At 35.5% G+C, this 26,735-nt stretch carries 23 protein-coding genes; 18 read left to right on the forward strand and 5 right to left on the reverse strand.

Annotated features, from left to right (window positions below; genetic code table 11):
- Positions 1 to 14: 14 nt before the first annotated feature.
- From LV89_RS19245 to LV89_RS19260, 4 genes are all read left to right on the forward strand, one after another.
- On the forward strand, positions 15 to 1,106 hold the full coding sequence (locus tag LV89_RS19245) for a YCF48-related protein (RefSeq protein ID WP_158279634.1): 1,092 nt from the start codon (positions 15 to 17) through the stop codon (positions 1,104 to 1,106).
- Between the two features lie 286 nt (positions 1,107 to 1,392).
- Complete coding sequence (gene trxB, locus LV89_RS19250; RefSeq protein ID WP_109744555.1) at positions 1,393 to 2,328, forward strand: thioredoxin-disulfide reductase; 936 nt, start codon at positions 1,393 to 1,395, stop codon at positions 2,326 to 2,328.
- A 154-nt stretch (positions 2,329 to 2,482) separates the two neighbouring features.
- Complete coding sequence (locus tag LV89_RS19255) at positions 2,483 to 2,878, forward strand: protein-disulfide reductase DsbD domain-containing protein (protein WP_158279635.1); 396 nt, start codon at positions 2,483 to 2,485, stop codon at positions 2,876 to 2,878.
- Positions 2,879 to 2,917: 39 nt separating this feature from the next.
- Complete coding sequence (locus tag LV89_RS19260) at positions 2,918 to 3,178, forward strand: (2Fe-2S) ferredoxin domain-containing protein (protein WP_109744557.1); 261 nt, start codon at positions 2,918 to 2,920, stop codon at positions 3,176 to 3,178.
- A 56-nt stretch (positions 3,179 to 3,234) separates the two neighbouring features.
- Here LV89_RS19260 and LV89_RS19265 read toward each other — a convergent pair whose 3' ends face one another.
- Both LV89_RS19265 and LV89_RS19270 read right to left on the reverse strand, forming a co-directional pair.
- Positions 3,235 to 3,759: a ferritin gene (locus LV89_RS19265; protein WP_109744558.1), complete on the reverse strand. Its 525-nt coding sequence runs from the start codon at positions 3,757 to 3,759 to the stop codon at positions 3,235 to 3,237.
- 106 nt (positions 3,760 to 3,865) lie between these two features.
- The gene (locus LV89_RS19270; protein WP_109744559.1) at positions 3,866 to 4,222 is read right to left on the reverse strand and encodes a hypothetical protein; all 357 of its coding nucleotides are present in this window, start codon (positions 4,220 to 4,222) and stop codon (positions 3,866 to 3,868) included.
- 236 nt (positions 4,223 to 4,458) lie between these two features.
- On the opposite strand from LV89_RS19270, the gene LV89_RS19275 reads away from it, so the two are divergent.
- The 7 genes from LV89_RS19275 to LV89_RS19305 all read left to right on the forward strand — a co-directional run bounded on the left by LV89_RS19275 (position 4,459) and on the right by LV89_RS19305 (position 15,923).
- Positions 4,459 to 5,613 (forward strand): imelysin family protein, encoded by a 1,155-nt coding sequence (locus LV89_RS19275; RefSeq protein ID WP_109744560.1) that lies wholly within the window; start codon positions 4,459 to 4,461, stop codon positions 5,611 to 5,613.
- Positions 5,614 to 5,696: 83 nt separating this feature from the next.
- Positions 5,697 to 7,103: a di-heme oxidoreductase family protein gene (locus LV89_RS19280; RefSeq protein WP_109744561.1), complete on the forward strand. Its 1,407-nt coding sequence runs from the start codon at positions 5,697 to 5,699 to the stop codon at positions 7,101 to 7,103.
- A gap of 1 nt (position 7,104) precedes the next feature.
- Positions 7,105 to 7,593: a Fur family transcriptional regulator gene (locus tag LV89_RS19285; RefSeq protein WP_109744562.1), complete on the forward strand. Its 489-nt coding sequence runs from the start codon at positions 7,105 to 7,107 to the stop codon at positions 7,591 to 7,593.
- A 12-nt stretch (positions 7,594 to 7,605) separates the two neighbouring features.
- The gene (locus tag LV89_RS19290) at positions 7,606 to 8,730 is read left to right on the forward strand and encodes an imelysin family protein (protein ID WP_109744563.1); all 1,125 of its coding nucleotides are present in this window, start codon (positions 7,606 to 7,608) and stop codon (positions 8,728 to 8,730) included.
- Positions 8,717 to 10,147: an HTTM domain-containing protein gene (locus LV89_RS19295; RefSeq protein ID WP_109744564.1), complete on the forward strand. Its 1,431-nt coding sequence runs from the start codon at positions 8,717 to 8,719 to the stop codon at positions 10,145 to 10,147. The genes LV89_RS19290 and LV89_RS19295 overlap by 14 nt, the downstream gene beginning before the upstream one ends.
- A 5-nt stretch (positions 10,148 to 10,152) precedes the next feature.
- A complete protein-coding gene (locus LV89_RS19300) occupies positions 10,153 to 12,576 on the forward strand; it encodes a TonB-dependent receptor (protein WP_109744565.1) in 2,424 nt (807 codons plus the stop codon).
- 176 nt (positions 12,577 to 12,752) lie between these two features.
- Positions 12,753 to 15,923, forward strand: a complete 3,171-nt coding sequence (locus tag LV89_RS19305; protein WP_109744566.1) for a SusC/RagA family TonB-linked outer membrane protein — start codon at positions 12,753 to 12,755, stop codon at positions 15,921 to 15,923.
- 27 nt (positions 15,924 to 15,950) lie between these two features.
- On the opposite strand, the gene LV89_RS25300 is transcribed toward LV89_RS19305, so the two are convergent.
- Complete coding sequence (locus LV89_RS25300) at positions 15,951 to 16,109, reverse strand: hypothetical protein (protein ID WP_158279636.1); 159 nt, start codon at positions 16,107 to 16,109, stop codon at positions 15,951 to 15,953.
- The gene (locus tag LV89_RS19310; protein WP_109744567.1) at positions 16,099 to 16,557 is read right to left on the reverse strand and encodes a DUF6934 family protein; all 459 of its coding nucleotides are present in this window, start codon (positions 16,555 to 16,557) and stop codon (positions 16,099 to 16,101) included. Before LV89_RS19310 ends, LV89_RS25300 begins: the two co-directional genes overlap by 11 nt.
- A 139-nt stretch (positions 16,558 to 16,696) precedes the next feature.
- On the opposite strand from LV89_RS19310, the gene LV89_RS19315 reads away from it, so the two are divergent.
- From LV89_RS19315 to LV89_RS19335, 6 genes are all read left to right on the forward strand, one after another.
- Positions 16,697 to 18,142, forward strand: a complete 1,446-nt coding sequence (locus LV89_RS19315; protein WP_109744568.1) for a RagB/SusD family nutrient uptake outer membrane protein — start codon at positions 16,697 to 16,699, stop codon at positions 18,140 to 18,142.
- Between the two features lie 87 nt (positions 18,143 to 18,229).
- The gene (locus LV89_RS19320; RefSeq protein WP_109744569.1) at positions 18,230 to 19,327 is read left to right on the forward strand and encodes a permease; all 1,098 of its coding nucleotides are present in this window, start codon (positions 18,230 to 18,232) and stop codon (positions 19,325 to 19,327) included.
- Positions 19,328 to 19,330: 3 nt separating this feature from the next.
- Entirely contained in the window at positions 19,331 to 19,498 is a 168-nt protein-coding gene (locus tag LV89_RS25305; RefSeq protein WP_158279637.1) for a hypothetical protein, read from the forward strand.
- Between the two features lie 450 nt (positions 19,499 to 19,948).
- On the forward strand, positions 19,949 to 21,448 hold the full coding sequence (locus tag LV89_RS19325; RefSeq protein WP_109744570.1) for an ankyrin repeat domain-containing protein: 1,500 nt from the start codon (positions 19,949 to 19,951) through the stop codon (positions 21,446 to 21,448).
- A gap of 4 nt (positions 21,449 to 21,452) precedes the next feature.
- Complete coding sequence (locus LV89_RS19330; protein WP_109744571.1) at positions 21,453 to 21,947, forward strand: DUF2271 domain-containing protein; 495 nt, start codon at positions 21,453 to 21,455, stop codon at positions 21,945 to 21,947.
- Between the two features lie 8 nt (positions 21,948 to 21,955).
- Positions 21,956 to 24,145: a PepSY domain-containing protein gene (locus LV89_RS19335; protein WP_109744572.1), complete on the forward strand. Its 2,190-nt coding sequence runs from the start codon at positions 21,956 to 21,958 to the stop codon at positions 24,143 to 24,145.
- A 7-nt stretch (positions 24,146 to 24,152) separates the two neighbouring features.
- On the opposite strand, the gene LV89_RS19340 is transcribed toward LV89_RS19335, so the two are convergent.
- Positions 24,153 to 25,142, reverse strand: a complete 990-nt coding sequence (locus LV89_RS19340) for an FAD:protein FMN transferase (protein WP_170117764.1) — start codon at positions 25,140 to 25,142, stop codon at positions 24,153 to 24,155.
- Between the two features lie 780 nt (positions 25,143 to 25,922).
- Here LV89_RS19340 and LV89_RS19345 point away from each other — a divergent pair.
- A complete protein-coding gene (locus LV89_RS19345; protein ID WP_109744573.1) occupies positions 25,923 to 26,678 on the forward strand; it encodes an SDR family NAD(P)-dependent oxidoreductase in 756 nt (251 codons plus the stop codon).
- Positions 26,679 to 26,735 lie beyond the last annotated feature (57 nt).

The following is a 26,735-nucleotide window of genomic DNA, read 5'->3' on the forward strand; positions in this document are numbered from 1 at the left end:
ATCACTAAATGATAATGAAAAATAATCATCAAGTATGGAAAAAGGGAGTGATTTTAGCCCTTTTTTCGCTAATTTTTTCTGCTTGTAAAGAAGTAGAAGTGGAAGCTGGAGAAGCCGAAAGTAATATCTATATTAACCTTCAACATAGTGGCACAACTGAAAATTTACGTTCAGTTCACTTTTTTGATGCTTCCAACGGGCTAACCGTTGGAACAACAGGTGGATTGTACAGAACTGCTAATGGAGGACAGTCTTGGACAAAAACCTTTCCCATACCAATGGATACGGCAAAAAGTATTATTGACACGACCATTGTTTATAATAGAATTTATTTCCAAAATAGTCAAAATGGTTGGATATTAGGCACATACAATGCACGAACAGCAACTTCAACAACCGTTGCCGCAAGAAAAACAGCCTTGCTGAAAACTCAAAATGGAGGAGTAACATGGGTAAATAAAAATTTTGATGCAACCGTCAAAACATTTACAGCAATTCGCTTTTTTGATGAAAACATAGGCTATGTCATTGGTAATACTGGACTAATTTATAAAACTAATGATGGGGGAAATACATGGACACAACAGATTTCTGGTGTAACTTCAAATTTAAGAGATATTACCATTATCAGTAGCACAACTGCAATGATTGTTGGCCCTAATGGCGTATTACTCAAAACACAAAATGGGGGTGAAACTTGGGAAAAATTAACCACTCCGGGAAGTAGAGCTTTTTATAAAATTAAATTTATCAATAGTCTATACGGATACATTGTTGGTGGTGGTGAAGGCAATACACCTAACGCAGATAAGGCTTTTGTCTATAAAATAGATATTCATGGCAACTTTACGGACTTGACCAATAGATATTACTCCGTTTTTTATCTCTACGGCGTACATTCATCTACCGATGGCAATGAGTTATGGACAGCAGGACATTTAGGACAAATATTTAGGTCTAAAGATGGTGGAAAAACATGGTCAGACGAGTTAAGTAAATCTCAGCGTTCTGAAATTTTATATGATATTTCATTCCCAACCGAACGTATAGGCTATTTCGTTGGAGATGGGGGCGTTGTATTAAAGGTTGATTTGGATAGAGAGTAATATTACCCGAGATTAATCAAACTGTCACAGCAATGCCGTGACAGTTTTTTAATTAGACTTCTTGCGAAGATAAAATGGTATATTTTCGAGTGAAAATAGAGAGAATTTTGAAAGCAAAACAAAGCTACCCTTGAAAAATATTCTCGTTATTGGTAGCCGAAAAGATGTTGTTTTACGGCTTAATACACATTCGCAAGAAGCCTATCAATGACTCTGAATAGTGTCATTGATAGATTTAAGAAAATAGGCAATAGGACGAAGTTCATAAACACAACATATATTTTCGATGGAAAAAGAAACTACTAATGTCCTAATTATTGGCTCAGGCCCTGCGGGGTACACTGCTGCTATTTATGCTTCACGAGCAGGACTAAATCCAATTTTATATCAAGGTTCGCAACCCGGAGGACAATTAACAATCACTACCGAAGTCGAAAACTTTCCGGGGTATCCCAATGGAATAACTGGTCCAGAAATGATGGAACAACTAAAATCACAGGCAGAACGTTTCGGAACAGACCTTCGTTATGGCATGGTCACATCAGTTGATTTTAGTAGTTCTCCTCATTTAGTAACCATTGACGGCACCCAACAATTAAAGGCTAAAACAGTAATTATAGCCACTGGTGCATCTGCCAAATGGTTAGGGCTTGAGTCAGAACAAAGACTCAATGGACGTGGAGTATCAGCTTGTGCTGTATGCGATGGCTTTTTCTTTCGTGGACAAACGGTTGCCATTGTGGGTGGCGGAGATACAGCAGCAGAAGAAGCTTGCTACTTGGCTAATCTATGCAAAAAGGTGTACCTTATTGTTCGTAGAGATGAATTGAGGGCTTCTGAAATTATGCAAAAAAGAGTTAAAAATACTGCTAATATCGAAATTCTATGGAACTCCGAAACCGTAGAAATATTAGGAAAAGAAGAGGTAGAGGGCGTAAAACTAATCAATACGATTAGTCAAAAAGAATCCGAAATATCCGTTTCGGGCTTCTTTGTAGCCATTGGACACCAACCCAACACAAGTATTTTCAAGGAATATCTGGCATTAGATTCCACAGGCTATATTGAGGTAATCAAAGGGTCGAGCAAAACTAATGTAGCAGGTGTATTTGCTTGTGGCGATGCACAAGACAAAGAATATCGACAAGCCATAACTGCGGCTGGCTCTGGTTGTATGGCAGCTCTTGACGCAGAACGTTTTTTGGCAAATCAAACGCATTAATAAACAATTTAGAATCCATTTATTAGTGCTGAAACAGTCATCTTTTCGGTGACTGTTTTTTAACTATTATTAATCTTCAATTATGAAAAAGAATACCATTATCCTCGTTTTAATATTCCATTTTATCTATATACACGCTGGGTACTCTCAAATAATGAAACCCGCAAAATTTACCTTTACAAGCAATAAAACTACTCCCAAAATAGGGGAAACTTTAACGCTGATTTTTACAGCAACCATTGAAAAAGAGTGGAAATTATACGCAACTGACAATAGTTTAAACCCCGGTCCAATTCCAATAGAAGCCAGTTTTACTCAAAATGACGCTTTTGAATTAGTAGGAAAATTACAGGCTATCAAACCTCAAAAGCATTTTGATGACTATTGGAAAGGCAATGTTTCGTATTTCATAGGCACTGCTAAATTTACGCAAAAAGTTAAAATCAAAAAGTTAAAAGCAGTCATTGAAGGGAAAATAAAATACCAAACCTGTACGCTCAAAGATGGAAGCTGTGTAATTGGAAAAGATAAATTTAGTTATTCGTTTTAGGTTTGTTTATTGCATGGCTTATCTTTACCAAAAAAAACGATGAGCCAGCCAAATTTTCCCGAAAAATCCATCTTTATTTGCGATGGAAGCAAATGCGGTAAGCATAAAGAAATCCGTAAAATATTTAAAGAATCCATCAAAACGCATGGATTAAAAAATACCGTTGAAATCGTAAAAATTGAATGTACAGACCGTTGTAAGCACGCTCCAGTCATGTGTTTTCAACCTAAAAATCAATGGTTTACAGATGTTTCTATATGGCAAGCAGAAAATATTTTTAAAGAAATGATACTTGATTAATCACAAAAAAGCCTTCCCAGTCAAACTGAGAAGGCTTTTCGTTTTATCAATCATTGTTACTCTGCTTGTCCAATTTTTGCAATTTCTTTATCCAAAACAAATTTACCCGAACCTGATTCATCAATCAATTCTATTAATTCTAAGGCACGGCGAGCGTTTTTCTCTTCTTCTCTTTGCTCTTTCACAAACCACATCAAAAACTCTTCAGTAGCGTAATCTTGAACCTCACGGCATTTCGTCACAATTTTATTTATGGCAATTGTTACCGCAATTTCACTTTGTAAAGCCACTTCAAAAATCTCTTTGAAAATGCTATATTCTTGCTGAACTTCACCAATAGTTGGTGTAATAGCTGTACCACCAACTTCATTGAGATACTTAAAAATTTTCAAGAAATGCTCTCTTTCTTCTTCGGCTTGCTTGTACAGATACTCCGCTGATTTTTCGTAACCATTACGGTCTAACCACGAAGCCATTGCTAAATATTTTTGAGAAGCCTCAGCTTCCATTTTTGCCTGTGCATTCAAGGCAATTTCAATTTCTTCTTTGAGCGAAGTACGGAGGCGAACCAAGTCTTTCATAGCCAGTATTGATTATTAATATTTTTACAATACTACAATGAAACTACCAAAAACGTACACCTTCGACAGGAAATCTACGAAATTTGAACTGATTCTAAAAAGGGAATTATGCAAATGCACCTTCTCCTAATACTTCATAAAGCATAGAAGTAACATCAAGTGAGAATTTTGTGCCGTCTAATAAGTCTCGAAGCTGCACAATTTCACAGAGGGTTAATTGAGAAGAAAAACCATTTTGAGGGGCTTCAATTAATTCAAAATCATAATCGTCCGAAAGATTAAAAATCATTTCATGAATATCAACCTTATTTACTTTTCTACGAAAGCTCAAAAAGTCATGTACTTTAAATGCCGTTAAAGTCTCTCCAAATTTCATGTAAATTCGGTTAGTAATATCACATTGCCAAGTAATACCTTTCTGGTTTTGGTACAATTCTGCTAAATGTTTTTCAACTAATTTCATCTAATAATACAATTTATTCGGTTACTTAATGATGAAGCGGTTTAGACTTTTCCTTTCTGACTGAATTTTAAACTACTACGATACAAATGTACTAAGTCTGATTTGAAATGCAAAAAGTTATTTAAAATAAGTCTAAATAAAATTTGTTCATTATTTAGAATTAGTCTAAATTTGTAGAGAAACTTTAAACTAATACAATACCTCATTTGGGAGGTTATAACTAAAATTTGCTAAAAATGAAAAAGATTTTCTATACAGCTCTAACCTGTGCATCATTATTTACGGCTTGTAAAACTGATGATGCTACGCCTGCAACAACTCAAAGAGATGTCGTTTTAAATTATGCCACAATTGTATCGGCTTCGTATGCAGATGCTATTACGGGTGTACAAGCCTTAAAAACGGCGGTTGATGCTTTTGTAAAAGCTCCGTCGGCAACGGGTCTGGCTGCTTGTCAAAAAGCATGGATTGATGCTCGTCCTGCTTATTTACAAACAGAAGCGTATCGTTTTTATGATGGCCCTATTGATGCTGAACCTGCTGGTTTGGAGGGTTTAATCAACTCTTGGCCTTTAGATGAAGCTTATATTGATTACGTAGATGGCGATGCAAATTCAGGAATGATTAATGACTTGAAAACGTATCCAACCATTACCAAAGACATTATTTTTAATGCCAATGGCTCTGAAGGTGAAACCGATGTACGTGTAGGTTATCATGCTATTGAATTTTTATTGTGGGGACAAGATTTTTATGCTACTTCAGCAGGGCAAAGAACCTTCACAGACTATACTACCGCTAAAAATGCAACTCGTAGAGCTACTTATTTACAAGTTGTTACCAATGCTTTGATTGAATCGTTACAGGCAGTAGCGACACAATGGGACAGTAAAACAGGTACTTATTATGCTCAATTTACAAAAGTAGGCAATGAAACTACTGCACTGACAAGCATACTTTTAGGATTAGGGAAATTAACAAAAGGTGAACTTTCGGGAGAAAGAATGACGGTTGTTTTGGCTTCTGGCGACCAAGAAGATGAACATTCTTGTTTTTCTGACAATACTCATAATGACTTTATTTATGACGAATTAGGAATTTACAACGTTTACTTAGGTCGTTACAAAAAAACAGACGGAACAACGATTGATGGAGCAGGATTTGATGATTTGGTAAAAGCAAAAAATGCTACACAAAATACCGCAATGATTGCTAAGTTAGATGCTGCCACAACCAACATTAACGCTATTCCTAAGCCATTTGACCAAGCTATTTTAAACTCAAAAACAACGGTGCAAGCAGCTATAAAATCACTTAGAGAACAAAGTGACCAGTTGGTTTTAGTTGCCAAAGAATTAGGAATTAACTTAAATGTACCTGAGAAAAACTAATTAAAAATTGGGTCTGTTTTATGATAGGGTAACGAAATATCGTTACCCTATTTGAGTTTTATTCTTCAAAATAAAATGTGATTATGAATAAATTTTTGACCTTTTTTTTAGGTTCATGTCTATTGTTAACGGTGTACGCTTGTAAGGAAAATACAGACCTCGAAACGCTACAAGAAACCGATGAAGAGTTTTCGGGTGGACGAGAAGGGACGGTTTTTGATGAAACCTTTAATGCTTTTGGTAATGCTTTGGTAAATCTTTCGTCTGATGAAACAGATAAATTTGTGATAGGAAACTCATTTAATCGTAATAATTGGGTTATTGCTCCTTCATCTACGGCTGCTCGTGATGGCTTAGGCCCTTTATTAAATGCTTCATCCTGTGCAGGTTGCCATGCCTTAGATGGAAAAGGAAACCCTTTTCAAAGTGACGGTATTGGAATAAGTCAAGCCATGCTTTTTCGCCTTTCAATTCAAGGACAAGGCATACATGGAGAACCAAAAGATGACCCCAATTATGGCGGACAATTTAATCCAAGAAATATTCCAAATGTAGATGCAGAAGGAGAGGTATCGGTAACTTATGAGGAAATTGCAGGAAAATATCCAGATGGAACAACTTACAGCTTACGAAAACCCACCTATAAATTCACCAATTTGAATTATGGAGCAATGAATGGCACCATGATTTCGCCAAGAATTGCCCCTTCTATGATTGGTATGGGTTTGTTAGATGCTGTTTCGGAGAAAACAATTTTGGCTAATGTTGATATAAACGACGCTAATGGAGATGGAATTTCGGGAAGAGCCAACTACGTTTGGGATGAAAAAAATCAGAAAAAAAGCATTGGCAAATTAGGTTGGAAAGCCAATCAACCCAATGTAGAACAACAAACCGCAGGGGCGTTCAATGGAGATATTGGCATTACTTCTAATTTATTTCCCAATGAGGGATTAACGGCTTTTCAAAAACAAAAATATGGAAATTTGCCGAATGGAGGAACGCCCGAAATCGACGAAACAACTTTACAAAATGTTGTATTTTACATCAAATCATTAGCCGTTCCTGCTCGTAGAAAATGGACGGATTCAGATGTTTTAATGGGTAAACAATTATTTATAAAAGCGAATTGCTCGGGTTGTCATCTCACCAAAATGGAAACCTCAGAATATGACTCTCCAAAATATTTAGCCAAACAAATCATAAGACCTTATTCTGACTTATTGCTTCATGATATGGGCGTGGACTTGGCGGATAATCGCCCTGACTTTGAAGCCACTGGTTTAGAATGGAGAACAGCACCACTTTGGGGAATTGGTTTACAAAAAACAGTGAATAAACATACCTATATGCTTCATGATGGACGAGCCAGAAATGTAGAAGAGGCGATTTTGTGGCACGGTGGCGAGGGGGCAAATTCAAAAAATAGTTACATGAAATTATCAAAAGACGAAAGAGTTAAAGTCTTGAAATTTATAGATTCTTTGTAAAATGGCACAGGAGATATTAAAAGTTATTAAACAACATTTGTCCGTATTTCTTGAGCAAAAGGGGTACAGAAAAACAAATGAACGATTTGCCATTTTAGAAGAAATATATGGTAGAAATGACCATTTTGGGGCTGATGAACTATATTTTGCGATGCACGATAAAAACTATCCTGTTAGTCGTGGTACTGTTTATAATACCTTAGAAATGCTGGAAGAATGTGGATTAGTGCTAAAACATCAATTTGATAAGGGAGTTGCTGCCCGCTATGAAAAAGCGTATGGACGAAAACAACACGACCATTTATTTTGTCTGGATTGTAAGCAGATTCGAGAGTTTTGTGACCCCCGTTTGCAAGTCATTCAAAATATGGTAAATGAGGTTTTTGATTGTGAAATAATGTATCATTCGCTAACTTTTTATAGTAAATGTAAAAAAGCAGATTGTATAAATAACAGCAATCGTAATACTGACAATGAATTAAATTTGTAAAAAATCGGTGAAATGAAAAAAATAGTAATCTTAATTACAGTTATAATTGCGATTTGGGCGTGTTCCAAAACAAATGACCCCGTTGATGCCTTTCAAAGTTTTGACCGTAAGTCAATGCTGACCAATCTCGGGAATAATGTCATTATTCCTTCTTTTGACACATTTTATCAAAAATCAGACCTATTAGATATAGCCATTGCCGCCTATACTGCTGATTTGAAAAATGAACAAAAATTGGTGGCTGTTCAATTAGCATGGATAGAAATGGCAAAGGCTTGGAAACAGGCTGCGGTGTTTAAACAAGGGCCTATTGAAGATAAATTTTTACTGTCGAATATTGACTTTTCGTCAAAAGGCTCATACCTCAATGTTACGCTTTTAGAGAAAACTATCACAGATGGCATAACCATCGACAATGCTTATATCGAAACCAAAGGGGCAACCGTAAAAGGTATTCATGCCATTGAGTATTTGATTTTTGATAAAGCCAAAGTCAATGCGAATATTATAGGAGGTTTTACAGGAATTGCAGGAGCAAAACGTACTTCATATCTGAAAGCATTGTCTGTAAATCTAAAAAATCAAGCAAAAATCATTCTTGATGACTGGAAAAATGGCTATGTAAGCACCTTTATTAGTGCAGATAGTAGAGATATTAATTCATCGTTAGGCATATTATCAAACAAATTAATTGACCTGATTTATACCGTCAGAGATGAACGAATGGGAGCTCCCAAAGGTAATAGAAATGGTGGCGTACCACAACCAGACTTAGCGGAATCTGTCGTTAGCGAATCATCTATCTTGTTAATAATCAATGAATTAAAAGGAATTGAAAACGCATTCTTAGGGAGAACGCCAACAGGTACAGAGGGCATTGGCTTAGATGATTTATTAGATAAATTAGAGGCAAAATCAGGTGATGAATTACTTTCTAAAAAGATAAAAAACCAATTTTCATTAGTTTATACAAAATTGAATGCCATTCCCAAAACACTGCCAATTGCTGTTGTCGAAAACAAAACAGAAGTGCAAGCCGCTTACGATGAAATTAAACGTTTACAAGTAATGTTGGAGGTAGATATGATTAATAATTTGGGCGTTTTACTAACATTTAGTGATAATGACGGAGATTAAATGGCTTTCGGCTTTGGGTTTTCGGATGTCAGCTTTTGCCAATATTGGTAGTTCTCTTGCTTTCTTCCGAATTACTTTTGGTTTGTTAATGTTCGTGGCAGAATTGCGGTTTATCTTGAAAGGCTGGATAACAGATTTTTACGTTAAACCGCAATTTTTCTTTACTTTTTACGGCTTCGGCTGGATTCATCCTTTACCCGAACCTTATATTGAGTGGGTATTTTATGGCTTAGTTTTCCTTAGTATTCTCATTACGTTGGGGCTTTTTTATCGCTTTGCTATTGTTGCGTTTTTTCTCCTGTTTACCTACGTCGAATTATTAGATAAAAGCGTCTATCTCAATCATTATTACCAAGTTAGCTTACTGGCTTTTTTGATGTGTTTCTTGCCAATGAATCATGTTTATTCGTTGGACAATCTCTTTAAAAATAAGTTATCATTCTTATTATCAAATACATACACTCAAAGCTGGATGCTCTGGGCATTACGTGTTCAAGTGGGAATGGTATATTTTTTTGGTGGAGTCGCTAAACTTAGATATGATTGGCTATTCACAGCTCAACCACTCAGAATTTGGCTTTCTGCTAACGAACATTTACCCATTGTTGGGCATTTATTGACTGAAAAATGGGTGGCTTTTACCCTCAGTTGGCTTGCGATGATGTTTGATTTATCCGCTCCTTTTCTGCTCAGTTTTCGCAAAACTCGCTTGCCTATTTATATCGTTGTCGTAATCTTCCATTTACTGACACATTACCTTTTTTATATCGGAATGTTCCCTTGGATGATGATTTTTACGGCTTTGATATTTTTTCCTGCTGACTTGCATGAAAGGGTTTTGAGAGTATTGAGCGGTTCAACTTCCCGAAAGTTGAACCCACAACGGAGGTGTTTCGGGAAGTTATCCAAAACTTCTTCGGGTAAAAATTGCCAAACTAATTTTAACGTAGGTCGTTTTTTTAATCCTATAAGTATCAAATTATTATATTTTTTAGGACTATTCATCCTCATACAATGCCTAATCCCATTCAGGTCGTATTTTTACGGAGGAAATGTATTATGGCATGAACAAGGTTTCCGTTTTTCATGGAATATTATGTTGATGGAAAAAAATGCAAGTCTTGAATATCATATAAAAATCAAGAAAACAGGCGAAGAATTTAGCGTAAATCCTAATGACTTTTTAACGAAAATTCAAGCCCGACAAATGAGTTTTCAACCCGATATGATTCTTCAATTTGCCCATTATTTGCATCAATATTATCTTGAAAATGGCATTGGCGACACAGAGATAAGAGTAGAGTGCTATGCTTCGCTGAATGGTCGAGGAAGTCAGTTATTAATCAATCCAAATATAGATTTAGTTAAAGAAAAAGAAGGATTTCAACCTAAAACTTGGGTGAATGAATTGAAATAATTTACATGAAAAACTACAAAAAACCGATTGTTTTATTAAGCATTTTTTTAGTAATTTTCACTGCTAATTCCTATGCTCAAACAGCTACCATCACGGGTAATATTACCGATAAAACAGGGCAAATTATTCCTTTCGTCAGTGTTCGCATAAACGAATCAGGAAAAGGAACTATTGCCAGTGTAGATGGAAAATATACGCTTCAACATCCTGCTGGAAAATACACATTAATCGTTTCATCTGTTGGCTATATTACTGATAAACAAAAATTTATACTTACAAAAGGTCAAGTTTTAACACTCAATATCAGTTTAGAAACCGATAGCAAAGCCTTAAATGAAGTAAGTGTAGCAGGCAAACGAAACGACCAAAATGGCTTGCGAAGATTGAATGATGTTGAAAACATGGCAATCTATGCAGGTAAGAAAAATGAAGTGGTAGTTTTGGGGGGAATAAATGCCAATTTAGCTACCAACAACGCCCGACAAATTTATGCCAAAGTACCGGGGGTAAATATCATAGAAAATGATGCCGCAGGGATTCAATTGGGCATTGCTACTCGTGGTTTGAACCCCAACCGAACAACGGAATTTAATACTCGCCAAAATGGTTACGACATTTCTGCCGACCCAATTGGCTATCCAGAAAGCTATTATACCCCTCCAACAGAAGCAATCGACCGCATAGAAATTGTGCGTGGAGCGGCTTCTTTACAATACGGAACGCAATTTGGTGGTTTACTCAATTTTCAGTTTAAGAAAGGAAACCCTGATAAAAAAATTGAATTTGTAAGCCGACAAACAGGCGGAACTTACGGGCTTTTCAACTCCTTTAATTCCGTTGGGGGGCAAATTGGCAAGTTAAATTATTACGCCTTTTTCACGCATAAACAAGGTGACGGCTGGCGACAAAACACCAATTTTAACGTCAATACAGGTTATATTTCTTTGGCATATCAATTGAGTGAAAAATTGAAAATTGGAGCAGAATTAACTTCTATGTCCTATTTGATGCAACAACCTGGTGGACTAACCGACACACAATTTAATGAAAATCCACAGGCAAGTTACCGCAATCGAAATTGGTTTCAAGCCAAATGGAATATGCCCGTCATTACCCTTGATTATCAGATAGATGAACGCACAAAGTTCAATGTTCGAGCGTATGGTTTAATTGCTGAAAGAGGGTCTATTGGTAATATTATCAACCCCATCAAAGACCGAACCGACTCAACCCAACGTCGTCAATTAACGTATGACCACTATAATAATTTTGGAACAGAAGCCCGTTTATTACACCGTTACGCATTATTCAGTAAAAAGGCTTCATTTTTGGTGGGTTTACGTTATTATCAAGGCAATACGCAACGCCAACAAGGCACAGGATTTAAAGGAAATGATGCTAACTTTAATTTCCTAAATCCACAAAAATTAGACGAATTTGATTATCGTTTTCCGTCTTACAATGCCGCTATTTTTCTGGAAAATGTATGGTGGTTAAACGAAAAAATCAGCATTACACCGGGGATTCGTTACGAATATATCAATTCTAATTCTGACGGATATAGTTATGATGAAGTGACCAATAAAACCTTTGTAGGCAAGCAACAAAACATTCGTCAATTTCCTCTTTTGGGCATTGGCGTAAATTATGCAATCACTTCACAATCAGAAATTTATTTCAATATTTCACAAAATTACAGTCCAGTGAATTATGCGGATATTTTAGTCAGAACACCCAATTTTCAAGTTGACCCAAATTTGAAAGATGTTACAGGGTTTAATGCAGATTTAGGTTTTAGAGGAAACTATAAAAACTGGTTAAATTACGACCTAAGTGCCTATTATTTAGACTACAACAACCGTATCGGAATCATCAGAATTGCCTCAGCCGATGGACTTGAAGTAGTGAGGTATCGTACCAATGTGGGGCGTTCTCGGAGTATTGGAATCGAGACATTTGGAGAGCTGAATTTCTCTAAAATGGCTCATCAAAATCCTAAAAATGAAGTATCGCTTTTTGGTAGTTTTGCTTATACCGATGCCACTTATACGGAAGCAATTAATCCACTCTTAAAGACCCTAATTGTAGGAAAACAAGTAGAATACGCTCCCAAAACCATCATTAGAACAGGCTTAACTTTTCAGCGAAAAACATTTAGAACAACCGTACAATTTGCCCGCACCAGTCAGCAATTTACCGACGCCTACAATTCACCCCAAACAGCAGATGGCTTAGTGGGCGAAATACCTGCTTATTACTTGGTAGATTTATCAAGCAATTACCAATATAAGAAATGGACTTTGGGATTTAGCGTAAATAATTTAACCAATAACCATTATTTTACAAGAAGAGCTTTAGGTTTCCCCGGTCCGGGCATTATTCCTGCTGATGCCAGAAGTGCATTTTTATCTTTAGAACTCAAATTATAGATTAGACTTCCTGCGAAAGTCTATTATTTTTTAGCCTCATAACTTTCAACTTGGTATAAGCATATTTTCTTGGCATTATTATTGAATTTCCAAAATACAGGAATAACATTCCAATATTTTGGAAATGCTTTTTTGCTCCGTACTTTCGTGGTAGCAAAAACAATTAATACTATAATATGAATAAATTATACTTTTTTAAAACCAAAAAGTTATTTTGGGTCATTTCTCAACTTCTGATAGCGTCCTATTGTTATGGACAAAACCTCAAAATTGACGGCAAAGTAATTGATAATCAGAGCAAAAAATCAATAATCGGTGTTTCAATTCACATAAAAGGGACTAATCAAAGTGCTATTACTGACGAGAAAGGTAATTTTAGCATGAAAATTTCTCAAAAGCTCCCTGTTTCTCTAACTGTTAGCTCTATTGGATATACGTCTAAAACTATTTCCGTTATTTCGGAAGGCTTTGTAAGTATTGAACTCGATGAATCCACGCAACAACTTGACGAAGTAATGGTTTCAAGTGGCTACATGATTCAGAAAAAAACGGAATTTTCGGGGGCAGTTTCTACGATTTCGCCCAAACAATTACAGAATCGCCCTGCTACCAGTTTCGACCAATTATTGGGTGGACAAGCAACGGGTATCGACATGATTCAGCCGTCAAGTATTCTGAACAGTACCCCTGTTATGCGTGTGAGGGGTATTAATACCATTACTTCGGGCTTGTTTCCGTTGGTGGTGATTGATGGCGTAACTGTTTTTGTGGGTTCTATCGGTGGATTGATTGGCAATAATCCTTTAGCAGACATTAATCCTAATGATATTCAATCAATTGATGTACTGAAAGATGCTTCGGCGGCGGCAATTTATGGTTCAAGAGCTGCTAATGGTGTGATGGTGATTACCACTAAAAAAGGAAGAATTGGCAAGCCAAAAGTAAGTTATGATACGTGGTTTAGCATGAGTACGCCTTATAATTTGCCCGAATTGCTCAATGCTGAAGAATATGTAGCTATCAAAAATGAAGCCTTGCGAAATGCAGGCAAAACGGATGGTTTTTTCTTGTCGAAAAATGCAGATGGAAGCACCGTAAATACTAATTGGTATGATGTGGCTTTCCGTACAGGTTTATCGCACAATCATAATATTAGTCTTTCGGGAGCAAATGAAGCAACCAGCTATTATTTTTCAACGGGCTATACTAATCAGAATAGTTTTATCAAAAATAACACTTTTGAACGCTACTTGACCCGTCTGAATATTAGTCACCAATTGAATAAAGCGGTAAAGATTGGAGCAAATGTAATGTATAGCAATAGCCACAACATTGGACCAAATACAGGAGCAGTTGCCAGTAATTCAATGTCTTCGTCTGCCTACAATACCAATTATATTACCAATGAACCTCTGGCAAGAATGACCTATGTGTTACCGCCTAACGTTCCTGTTTATAATGCTAATGGTTCATACAGTATTCAAAATGGTAATAGCGTAGGTTATGGAGCAAATATTCCTGCCACAGTCGGAACAATTAACGCTTATAATTTAGCGATGGTTCAGAGTCTTGATTTGAGTTCTTCTGAAAACAACACCTTAATTGGTAATATTTTCGGAGAAATTAATTTGTTAAAAAATCTATTATTCAGAACCAGTTTCGGACTCAACAATTTACAAGTAACCAACAAATCATTCCTTAATCCTGTACACGGTGGTGGAGCGGCTTCTAATGGCGTAGCAACCAATACTTTTACCAAGTTTTTAAGAACAGATTGGGTAAATACCTTAACATACACAACTACTTTTGGCGAGCAACATCACCTTAGTTTATTGGCAGGACAAGAGCGAATCAACACCATTACAGATGGTTGGGGGGCATCTCAAACTAATGTTACTGACCCTTCTTATACCAATTATCAAGGTGGATTTAGCAACATTGCTCCTGCTGGAAATTTATACTCAGAAAATGCTTTGTTGTCATATTTTTCAAACGTGAGCTATGATTTTAAGAAGAAATATTTTTTAAGTGTGAATTTCCGTAGAGATGGACTTTCTGCTTTGGCAGCAGGTAATAAATTTGGCGATTTTGGCGGTGCTTCTGTGGCTTGGAATATTTCGGAAGAAGGTTTTTACAAAAACTCACCCCTTGGAAATCTTGTTCAAAATCTAAAAATCAGAGGTAGTTATGGGGTTGTGGGAAATAGCGAAATTGGCGATTATCCAGCCATTGGAACGTATAATTCAACTACTTACGGAGGTGTGCCTACGTTAGCTTATTCGCAAACGGCTAACCCTAATTTGAAATGGGAAACAAGTAAAAAATTAGACCTTGGTCTTAATTTTTCGATGTTCAATGACCGCCTAACCGTTGAATTTGATTATTACAGAAACGTAGTAGATGGCTTAATTTTGAAAGCTCCACAATCACTTTCGGCAGGGATTCCGAACAATTATATCAATGCCAATGTCGGAAGTTTATACAATCAGGGTATCGAATTGGGCATTAATGGCATTGTTACCAATTATGGAGATTTTAAATGGAACATGGGCTTGAATATTTCGACGCTCAAAAACGAAGTAACTTCTTTGGTAAGTGATGTATTTGTTCCCAGTGTTTTTGGCGTACAAAATATGACGAGAGTAGGCTATTCGATAGGGTCAATTTTTGCAGTGCCTTGCAAGGGTGTAAATCCTGCGAATGGACAAATGGTTTTTATCAATAGTGAAGGAAAAGAAGTGCAATATAACCATGTAGGTTCTCCGAAATGGACGTATGTAGAAGGCGGAGCAGCTCCTGCTATTGATAACTACAAAGATGGCGTGATACAAGGACCTTCATTACCAACTATTTTTGGAGGATTTAATAATTCATTCAGTTACAAAAATTTTGATTTGAACATCAATTTAACCTTTGTTGGGGGCAATAAATTGTATAACGGAACAAGAGCGACCAATTCAGACCAACGTTATTTTAACAACGCAACCTTTATCAAAGACCGCTGGACGACTCCGGGGCAAATCACAGAAATTCAGAAATTATATTACGGAGACAACGTTTCGGCAGGTTTTTCTTTCACCAGTACCTCAAAAGTAGAAGATGGTTCGTATTTGAAATTGAAGAATATTTCATTGGGCTATCACATTCCAGTAAAAAATACCTTGTTGAAAGATAAAATTTCATCGGCTCATGTATATGTGCAAGCAGGCAATCTTTTTACGCTAACAAAATACAGAGGTTCAGACCCAGAGGTTTCTATCAATGGTAATTCCATTAATTCGGGCAAAGACCAAAACGTACCTCCTAATGCTCAGGTATTTACAGTTGGCTTGAATGTTGGATTTTAGATAATAGCAATTGAAGCTACCTAACAATTAACTATTTTGTAGCTTCAACTCTTTACTTTTATTCAACAAAACCCTAAGTTTTTCACGTTGTAAGACAATAAAAGGGTCATTTGCTAAGCTCTTTAAAGAAGAGTTGACGGTATAAGTTGAAGGGTCTGTTTTTGGAGGACTTACTTTATTTTTCATCTTTTAAGAAAATTAAAAATGCTAAATATTGTTGATTTTTTATAAATGACTCTTGATTTCCATCTTCTTTAATACCAATGATATTAAAATAAAGTTCCATTTCATCAATCAGTTTATTGATGATTATTCTGTAAAGCCTTGTACGTGTTTCTGTACTACCGATAAAAACAATTGTTTTATCAGGTTTCAATTCAAAAAATTTAAAGATAGTTTGAATAACCGTAGTTAGAATCTTTTTCATGTCTTGATTATCACTTACTGTTAAAAAATCAAGTGTATCATCGTCTTTCAAATCACCGAAAGATAATTGAAAAATAGAGTCATTATCTGGAATAGGAGAGTACTGTACAACTTTATGAATTCTTTTGGTATTACTTACACTATGAAAGTCAAAACGTAAAGCATCTTCTGATAATTGATAGGGGTAAAAAGGCTTATTTATTTCCATGATTCAAAGATAGCAAATCTTTATAAAGATGTATTGAACTTCTTTTGAAATAGACCCTTTTATTAAATTGTCATTTAAGCGTTTCTATCATATAATTCTGAGAAATTTTAACAATCTCTCTCAAACGTAAAACATTAAAATGAAAAAAATATACATTTTTGCATTCATCAGTATTTTAGCATTAACCGCTTGCAATAGCGATTTTCTAAACACTGTACCTAAAACCAGTGTAGCCGAAGACGTAGCATATAGTACGCCTGCCAAACTATTGGCTCAGGTAAATAATCTGTACGGACAGCTCCAAAACGCCAGTTTTTATGGTGGTCGTTTCATTGTTTTTAACGAACAACGTGCCGACGAATTTGGACAAAATGACGGAAATGCTGCCACAGGTTCAGCAGTTTGGCAACAAAGTGTAGCTTCAACCAATGACTTTGTAAATAACGTTTGGGGAGCAGGCTACACGGCAATTAACGCCTCTAATATCTTGATTAGTAAGCTCAACGGAACAACCGTCGTGAGTGATTCAGTAGCAAAACTTTATACTGCCGAAGCCAAATTTGTACGTGCGTTGAGTTATCTAAGTTTGGTTCAAACCTACTCAAAACCTTATAATTTGGATAAAAATGCCTTAGGTTTGCCCCTTCGACTTACGCCCATTACTTCTTCAGGTTTTAATGATTTGGCTCGTAGTAGTGTTGGCGAAGTGTATGCCCAAATTTTAAAGGATTTGAACGAAGCCGAAACAGGTTTACCGACTGCTTATTCAACAGCCTTATTAAATACTTCGAGAGCGAAGAAAAGCACCGCTATTGCCTTAAAAACAAGGGTTTATTTGATTCAAGGAGATTACCAAAATGTGGTAAAAGAATCTCAAAAATTGGTTTCTTCTACTGCTCCTTATCAATATTCAGCGGGTTCTTTGACCCATAAATTAGAAGCAAACTTTGCTACTATTTTCGGAGGAAGTTACACAGGTTCAGAAGCTATTTTCTCAATTCCTTTTGCCAATACAACCACCGAAACGCCCCCTTCGCAAAGTGCTTTAGCATTTAATTATTTGAGTCAGCCTATTATTTTTCTTGCCACAGCGGGCATTTCAAGTAATCCAGCCTTAAATTCAAGTGCTGATGCTCGGGCAAGTTTGATTTCTACCAATTCAGCCAAACAAAAGGTATTACGCAAATTTGCCATTACGACAGCTCCTTTCCGTGACTACGTACCCGTAATTCGTTATGCCGAAATATTGCTAAATTATGCCGAAGCCGCAGCCAATAATAATGATTTAACAACGGCAACAGCTTTATTGAAGGCAGTAAGAAATCGTTCAAATCCAAGTTATGTTTTCCCAGAGGCTGATATAAGTTCAAAAGATGCTTTGATTGGCACGATTTTGACAGAAAGAAGGATAGAATTGTTAGGGGAAGGTTTCAGACTTTTTGATTTACAAAGAAAATTGCAGACCTTGCCAGCCAAAACGGGTTCAATCGGAACAGCTCCTTTGGTTTTATTAACGAGTAGCAATTATATTTGGCCTATCCCAAGCGGTGAAATTTCAACGAATAAATTGATGGTAGGAAACTAATTTATAACTGCAAGGACGGGAGGACGCTATGAAGTTTATTTAAAAAATCATAGCGTCCTTCCGTCTTTGCGGTAAAAACCACAAACAATGAATAAAGAAAACATCATAAAACTCACCATGCTCATTAGCGTTTTGGTGTTGTTTTTGGCAGGAAGTCGCTTCAAAGCAGAAGAGCGAAAGGTAGAATGTTCGGAAGGACTTTGCAAATTGCCACACAAACACGGAGAACTCAATTTTCACGAACGCTTTGACCTTGAGCATGATACTAATTTCGTGATAAAAGTAGCCAAAAGCTGTGCAAATTTCTGGGAAGCTAACGCCACAGGAATGACTTTTGCCTTAATTATTGGCGGTGCAGCTTTATCCTTATTATTATCTTGGAAAAAGTTAGAAGAATTATTAGCCATGAAAGGCATCAAAGGGGCTGCATTAGGCAGTATTTTTGGAATGCCCTTAAATATGTGTGCCAATTGTTCAGCCGTTACAGGAGTTGGTTTAACCTCACAAGGTGGAAGTGCAGAAGCAACCTTAGGCGTTATTTTGGGCGGTGCATTGCTCAACGTCATTGGGATTGTTACGATGTTCGGCTTGTTTCATCCTGCCGTTGTTATTTCGAGGGTTGTATTTAGTGCTTTGATGATTTTAGTGGTTGTTCCATTTGTTTCAAAATGGGTAAAACAAGATGAAACCGTTCAAGCAAAAAGTAAAGTATTCAATTTGATTTCTTGTTATTTCCCAGAAAAATCATTGGTACAAACTATCATCAAAGCCCTTGAAGATTGGTTGATTGCCGTTGGAAATATTGCCTACAAATTGATTCCTTTAATGATGTTAGGAACGTTACTAACTGCCATTTTTAGGGTTATTTTTCCGAATGAAGTATTGCATCATATCACCGAATATAATCAAATTATTATTGTGGTAATTATCTCATTTATAGGCACATTATTATCAATTCCTGTGTTATTTGAGATTTTATTAGGAACAGTTTTATTGAATTTAGGTTTTTCAAACGGTGCAATTGCGGCAATGGTTTTCACTGCACCCTCATTTGGTTTATTCACGCTGGTATTGACAAAAGAGAAATTAGGCGGGGTCAAAGTTCCCTTAATCATCATTGCGATTACCTTTATTTTTGGTATTGGAGCAGGTTTATTATCAGAATTTTTAACCAAAATCATGTAACAAATGAAAAAGACATTACTCGGAATCGTATTATTTTTAATGCAAATTTCACTCGCTATATTTTACAACGCTACCATAGATTTAATCATTATCGGAATCATCGGACTACTTACTTTTGGGTATATTTTGGTACGATATTTCAGAAAAGATTATGAAACTTGTGAGTTGTAATAAAGGATGTAGTTTATTTTATAAATAGACTTCCTACGCATTGAATCTTAACACTTTCTTTTTTCAAAAAGTACATATTGCCAATTGATAGTTAAATTGGCAATATGTACTTTTTTTCATGCTATTAAGTCAGGTAATGACGTTATTACTGAAAAATCAAACATCGCTGCCCTTGAAAATCCCATAAGCCATTGATAATCAATCTCATGATAATACTAAATCCCAACATATCCTCCCAAGCCTACTTAAATATTGGAAAATAGGCTTAATAATTTGTTCGTCAATCATTTTAAGCCCTATATTTGCACTATTATTTATATTTATTCTAAATAAACATAATAATTAATCGTTTTATGATTTATCGGTGGTAAGCGTTATAAACACATTGCTTAGAAGAAACTCAAAATGCAAAGGCTACCATTCATAACATTCCATTAAATAAAATACAGTATGAAAAGAATTTTTATTGCAGTATTCGCTTTGTTTAGCTTTACTGTAAAGGCACAAAAAAATACTCTTTTAGACCAGTCTTTCTGGAAAAACCAACCTAACGTTGAGGTAGTAAAAGCAGAAGTTTTAAAAGGAAATAATCCGTTGGAATTAAACAGAATGATGATGGATGCCATTGCAATAGCTATCAATTCTGGTGCATCCAATGAAACGATAAAATTTCTTTTGTCGCAATCAGGAACAGATGTTAATAGACTGACCCATGAAGGACGCACCTATTTGCACTGGGCAGCCTTTAAGGGTAATGTAGAAATCATGGAAGAACTGATAAACAAAGGAGCAAAAGCCAATGTGCAAGACGTAAATGAAACTACGCCACTTTGTTTTGCTGCGATGGGTGGACAATTAACGATTCAAGGGGTTGAATTATGTGTAAAAGGTGGTGCAAATCTTAAAAACGATGTCAATCGTGATGGAGCAAATGTGCTTTTATTAGCCGTTACCAGTGATAAAGACCTTGCTTTAACAAATTATTTTGTATCAAAAGGACTCGATATAAAATCGGTTGATAAAAATGGAAATACGATTTTTAGCTATGCCGCCAGAGGGGGAAATATTAATACGTTAAAGGCACTTATTCAGAAAGGAATAGCCGTTTCTGATAATGCTCTTATCATGGCGGCTCAAGGGAGAAGAGGTCCAGCCAATACTATTGAGGTTTTTGAATACCTTGAAAGTTTGAACATTAAACCTACTGTTACTTCTAAAAGTGGAGAAAATGTCCTTCATTTTATCGTTCGTAAACCAAATCAGAAAGATATAATTGAACACTTTTTATCAAAGGGAGTTGATGTAAATCAAGCTGATAGCGAAGGAAATACCGTTTTTATGAACGCCTCAGCTTCAAATAGAGATTTAACGATTTTAGAATTACTTGCTGCCAAGGTAAAAGATATTAACCAACGTAATCAAAAATCAGAAACGCCTCTTGCTTTAGCTTTAAAGGGAAATTCGCCAGAAGTTGTTAAGTTTTTATTGGATAAAGGTGCTGATGTAAAAATGACAAACAAAGACGGTGATAACGTACTGGCTTACCTTATTCAGTCGTATGCAGGAGCAGAAGGAAGACAAGGGCCCAATGCTTCAAAGCCTGAAGATTTTGAGAACAAATTAAAAATGCTTCAAGAAAAAGGTTTAGCGGCAACCACTCCACAAAAAAACGGAAATACCTTATATCATTTAGCAATTATGAAAAGTGATATTGGTTTATTAAAACGCCTTCAACCACTTGGAATAGACATTAATGCCAAAAATACGGAGGGAATAACCGCTTTACATAAAGCCGCTATGATTGCAAAAGATGACACCATTCTGAAATATTTATTGTCAATTGGTGCTGAAAAAAATGTTGTGACAAATTTCAAAGAAACAGCTTTCGACTTAGCTTCAGAGAATGAAACACTCACAAAATCAAATGTATCTATCAATTTCTTAAAATAGTAAAATGCTAAAATTAACAAAATCATTAATCCTTATCATATTGGTGTTGGTGGGGTTTTCAAAAACTTTGCAAGCACAAAATACAGGAACGACCAAGTATAAATGTATGATTCAGATGACCAATTATATGGGCGAAGGTGCATACATTGTTGTGTCGTTGGTTGATGCTAAAGGAGGCTATAACAAAACGTTGTACGTATTAGGTTCTGATAAAAAATGGTATGCCGACCTCAAAGAATGGCACAAAGCATTTTCAAAAAAACCAAGCAATATTAGTGCTATTACGGGGGCATCCGTTACAGGTGGCGACCGTAGTGTAGTGGTACTTGAAATAGAGAATGCCAAAATTAATTCAAATTACAAAATCAGATTTGAAAGTGCCGTTGAAGATAAACCATACAATGTCAAAGATTTAGAAATTCCTTTGACTACCGAAAGTTTATCCGCAAAAAATGAAGGTACAGGCTATATTCGTTATGTAAGATTTAGCCCAAACTAATATAAAATATGAATCTTTCTATTTGGAGATATAGCCACTTAACACTGGCTATATCTTCTTTTCTTTTTCTAATCTTAGCCACTATTACTGGGATTATTCTTGCTTTTGAACCTGTTGTTGAAAAAAGCAAACGCCCAAATCTTGAGTCGCTCGACCAAATTTCATTAGCTCAAAGTCTTCCAATCTGGAAAAAAAAATATCCTTCTATCAGTGAGATAGAAATTGATAATTTCAAGACCCTCATCGCTAAAAGTTCAGATTTTCCAAAAGAGATTCCCTCAGCATACATTCATCCAAAAACAGGGGAGTTTTTAGGTGAATCACAAGTTCAAAATCCTTTTTTTGAATGGATGACAGCCTTGCATCGTTCTTTATTTTTACATGAATTAGGACGTTTTTTTGTTGGAATTACCGCCTTTTTGCTATGGCTAATTACCATTTCGGGAACACTTTTACTGATTCAAAGACAAAGCGGTATTCGTAATTTTTTCAAAAAAATCCCCAAAGAAAATTTTGCACAGTATTATCATGTCGTTTTAAGTCGCTGGATGCTAATTCCGATATTCATCATTGCTCTGACGGGTAGTTATTTATCTTTGGTTCGCTTTGAAATATTTGCTTCGCCGAAGGTAAATTTAGAGGTTGATTTAGATAAAATAAATGCTTCTCCACAAATAGCTTTTCACGATTTTAAGGTTTTCCAAAGCATTACTTTAGATGAAGTAAAGAGTATAGAATTTCCGTTTTCTGAAGACCCCGAAGATTATTTTACGCTTAAACTCAGCGATAGAGAACTCGCCGTTAATCAAATTACAGGAGAGATTTTATCAGAACAGAAGTATCCTTTTTCCCAAATTATGACAACCCTTAGTTTGGAACTTCATACAGGAAGAACCAATCTTTTATGGGCTTTAATTTTGGCAATTGCTTCTATTAATATTTTGTTTTTTATCTATTCTGGATTTGTCATTACTTATAAACGTGTATCTAAAAAGACAAAAAACAAATTCAAAGCAATTGAAAGTCAGTACATTATATTAGTTGGCTCTGAAAATGGAGGTACTTGGGACTTTGCCAACGGTTTTCATCAACAATTGTTAAAGCAAGGGAAAAAATCTTTTATTGACTCATTAAATCAATATCAAAACTATCCAGAGGCAGAACATTTAATTGTTTTTAGCTCTACTTATGGTATTGGAGAAGCTCCGTCAAATGCCAACAATTTCAAGAAATTACTAAAAGAACATCCTCAAAATCAACACATTAATATTTCTGTTATAGGCTTTGGCTCACATTCATATCCTGATTTCTGTAAGTATGCGTTTGAACTACATGATTGGTTGAGTAATGAATCTTGGGCAAAACCTTTGTTAGATATTCATACGGTTAATGATAAATCTATCGAAGAATATTCACGTTGGACAGAGGCTTGGTCTGCTCAGTCAGGAATTGCGATTTCGGGAAAAACGCAAATAAGCCAACCGAGTAAATTTCAAAAAATATTAGTTATATCAAATACCTCAGGACATCATAACGATACTTTTTTAATCCGTTTTCAAGCCAAAAAATGGGTCAGTATAAAATCAGGAGACTTATTAGCAATTTATCCTGCCAATGACCATCGTGAAAGGTTGTACTCAATTGGTATGGTTGGTAAAAACAATCTCCAATTAAGTGTGAGATTACACCCCCAAGGATTAGGCTCAAGTTATTTGCATGAATTAAAAACTGGCGAAAATATTAAAGTACGGATTATCAATAATAGCCATTTTCATTTTCCCAAAAAAGCAAAAGAAGTAGTTATGATTTGTAATGGTACGGGAATCGGTCCATTTTTAGGGATGATTAGTCAATGTAGCAAAAATGTAAAATGTCATTTATATGCAGGCTTTAGAGATGCTAACTCAATGATGCTCTATAAGCCACAATTGGACGATTTTTCAAAACAAAATAAACTTACGTCTTCAACATTTGCATTTTCGAGAGAAATAGAAAAACAGTATGTTGGTAATTTAGTAGAAAAAGATGCAAGCAAATTTGCCAATATCTTAAAAAATGGTGGCGTAATTATGCTTTGCGGGTCATTAGCAATGCAAAGAGATGTAATGGAGGTACTGAAAGCTATTTGTGAAAATGAACTCAGACAGCCCCTAAGTCACTATCAAGCTCATGCCCAAATCCTTTCAGATTGTTATTAAAGTCGTATTATTTTAATTGATACGAATTAATATCCAGATTTTTAGTTGTGATTACTTTTCCTGAATCAGTGATAAGAATTGCACTATAATCTGGATATTTTTTTAATAATTTCAAACCTTTTTCCTTGCCCAAAACCATAATTGAGGTACTAAAACCATTGGCTTTTTCAGCACTGCTTCCAAATACGGTTACGCTACACAAACCGCTTGCGGGGTATCCAGTTACGGGATTTATAATATGAGAATAACGTTTTCCGTTAAAAACCACATATTTTTGATAACTCCCAGAAGTAACAACCGCACTTTTTATTAAAGGCACAATCGCAAAAACAGTATCTTTTTGCATTGGATTGGTTATTCCAATATTCCAAGGGCTTCCATTGGGTTGTGTACCCCAAGAATTCATATCGCCAGAGGCATTTACTATTCCTGCTTGAATACCTTTTGCTAACATCATTTCACGACAACGGTCGGCAGCATAACCTTCACCCAATGCTCCAAATCCAATTTTCATTCCTTTTTTCTTCAAGAAAATGGTACTATTGGCTTTGTTTAACTCTATATGCTCAAATCCTACTTTTTCTACTGACTTTTTAATGGCTTCGGGCGTCGGCATAGCTGTCATTGAGCCATCAAATTTCCAAATTCTATCCATTGCAGCAAAACTAATATCGAATGCTCCATGCGTTATTTTTGAAAAATACAACCCTCTTTCAGTCAAAGCAAGCACTTCAGCATCTACCTTGACAGGTTTAATTCCTGCATTTCTATTCACTTCCGAAATTTGGGTAGAGCTTTTCCAGTCTGAAATAAGATATTCGATACGAGAAATTTCTGCAATAATTTCATTGATACTTTGTTCTGCCAAAGCCGTATCCTTCGCAACCACCGAAATATCAAATCTTCCTCCCATTAACATCGTCGTTCTTTTACGAAGTACCTGAGCATTAGATGCTAATGAGAAAAAAATCAATAAAAAGAATAAAATGTTTTTCATAATGTAGGTTCAATATTTAAGTAGATATTGACATTTAAGGGCGGGTTTAGCATTATCTCATTATTAGCCTTATTATCAATTACTTATGAAATATTCAAACGTAATTTCAAACCCAATAAGTTTAAACAGCTTCATTCATTATCAAGCCCATTCCAACACTAAATACTATACCTTAAATCTGTACATCTACTTAATAAATGATTTATTATCAAAATTAGTTTAAAATGGTCAAAATATTGAACCTGCTTAAACTAATTACTTTTATATTATCAATTTTATAATACTCAATTATTGAGCATAAAATAAAATTTGATTAAAAAATCAATAATATAAAATTCACAAACATAATTTGCATAGTCTGAAACACTTTAATTTTTATAAAATCTCAATTTTATAAAAGCTCTCATTTTTATGGAACGCTTTAAGTAGAGATAGTGATTGAGATTTAGGTAAAACCCATAATTACGATTAAAAACCAATTCGTTAATCGTCAATACATTCATCAATCCTCATTTTGCTACTTACAAAGTCCCTCAATTAGCATACAGCTTAGCTTTTAAAGCTCTTGAACTTTGTTTCTCAAATTTTAACATGAACCACTTTGTGTTCCGACTCAACCTACAAATATTCCAAGCATAAAGATTCGGTTGAATTATAAAATTGATTTTTCAACTTTCTAAAATTTTATTTGGAATAATCATTCCAATATTTATACCTTTACGGAACGTTTGTTCCAAATAAAGGAATAACGCATTTAATAACAACTTAAAAAGGAACGAAATGAGTAAATTAGAAAACAAAATTGCAGTTATTACAGGAGGCAACTCAGGAATTGGTTTTGCAACTGCCAAGGAATTTATTTCACAAGGTGCAAAAGTGGTCATTACAGGTCGTAATCAAGGAAAAATTGATGAAGCTGTTCAAGAATTAGGAAAAAATGCAATCGGTATTCGTGCAGATGTTGCCCAAATCTCGGAAATCGAAAGTCTGGTTGAACAAGTAAAATCAGCCTTCGGAAAAATAGATATTCTATTTGTAAATGCAGGTGTGGCATTACAAGAATACATTGGACAGGTTACAGAAAATACTTTGGACGAAATTATGAACATCAATTTCAAAGGAGCAGTTTTTACAACAGAAAAATTCATTCCTATCTTAAATGATGGAGCTTCAATCATTCACATGACGTCCGTAAGTGCCTACACATACGCTATGGGAACAGCCATTTATAGTGCAAGTAAAGCAGCTTTAACAGCATACAGCAAAACTGTTTCGGTAGAATTGGCTCATAGAAAAATTAGAGTAAATACCATTGCACCTGCCATGACAGAAACGGCAATTATCTATCAAGGACAATTTGAAAGCAAAGAAATCCACGATTTTATTAGAAGCAAAATGCCTTTCAAACGCTATGGTCAACCTCAAGAAGTAGCAAAATTAGTTGGTTTTCTTGCCTCTGACGATGCCGCATTTATCTCTGGTGCTGAATATACGATTGATAGTGGTGCAAGTGTGAATGCTCCATTGAGACAATAATTTTTTTGCCAAAATACGGAACAATCGTTCCGTATAATTATCTTTGTGAGATACAAA

The organism is Arcicella aurantiaca, from assembly GCF_003148625.1.
Taxonomy (GTDB): Bacteria; Bacteroidota; Bacteroidia; order Cytophagales; family Spirosomataceae; genus Arcicella; species Arcicella aurantiaca.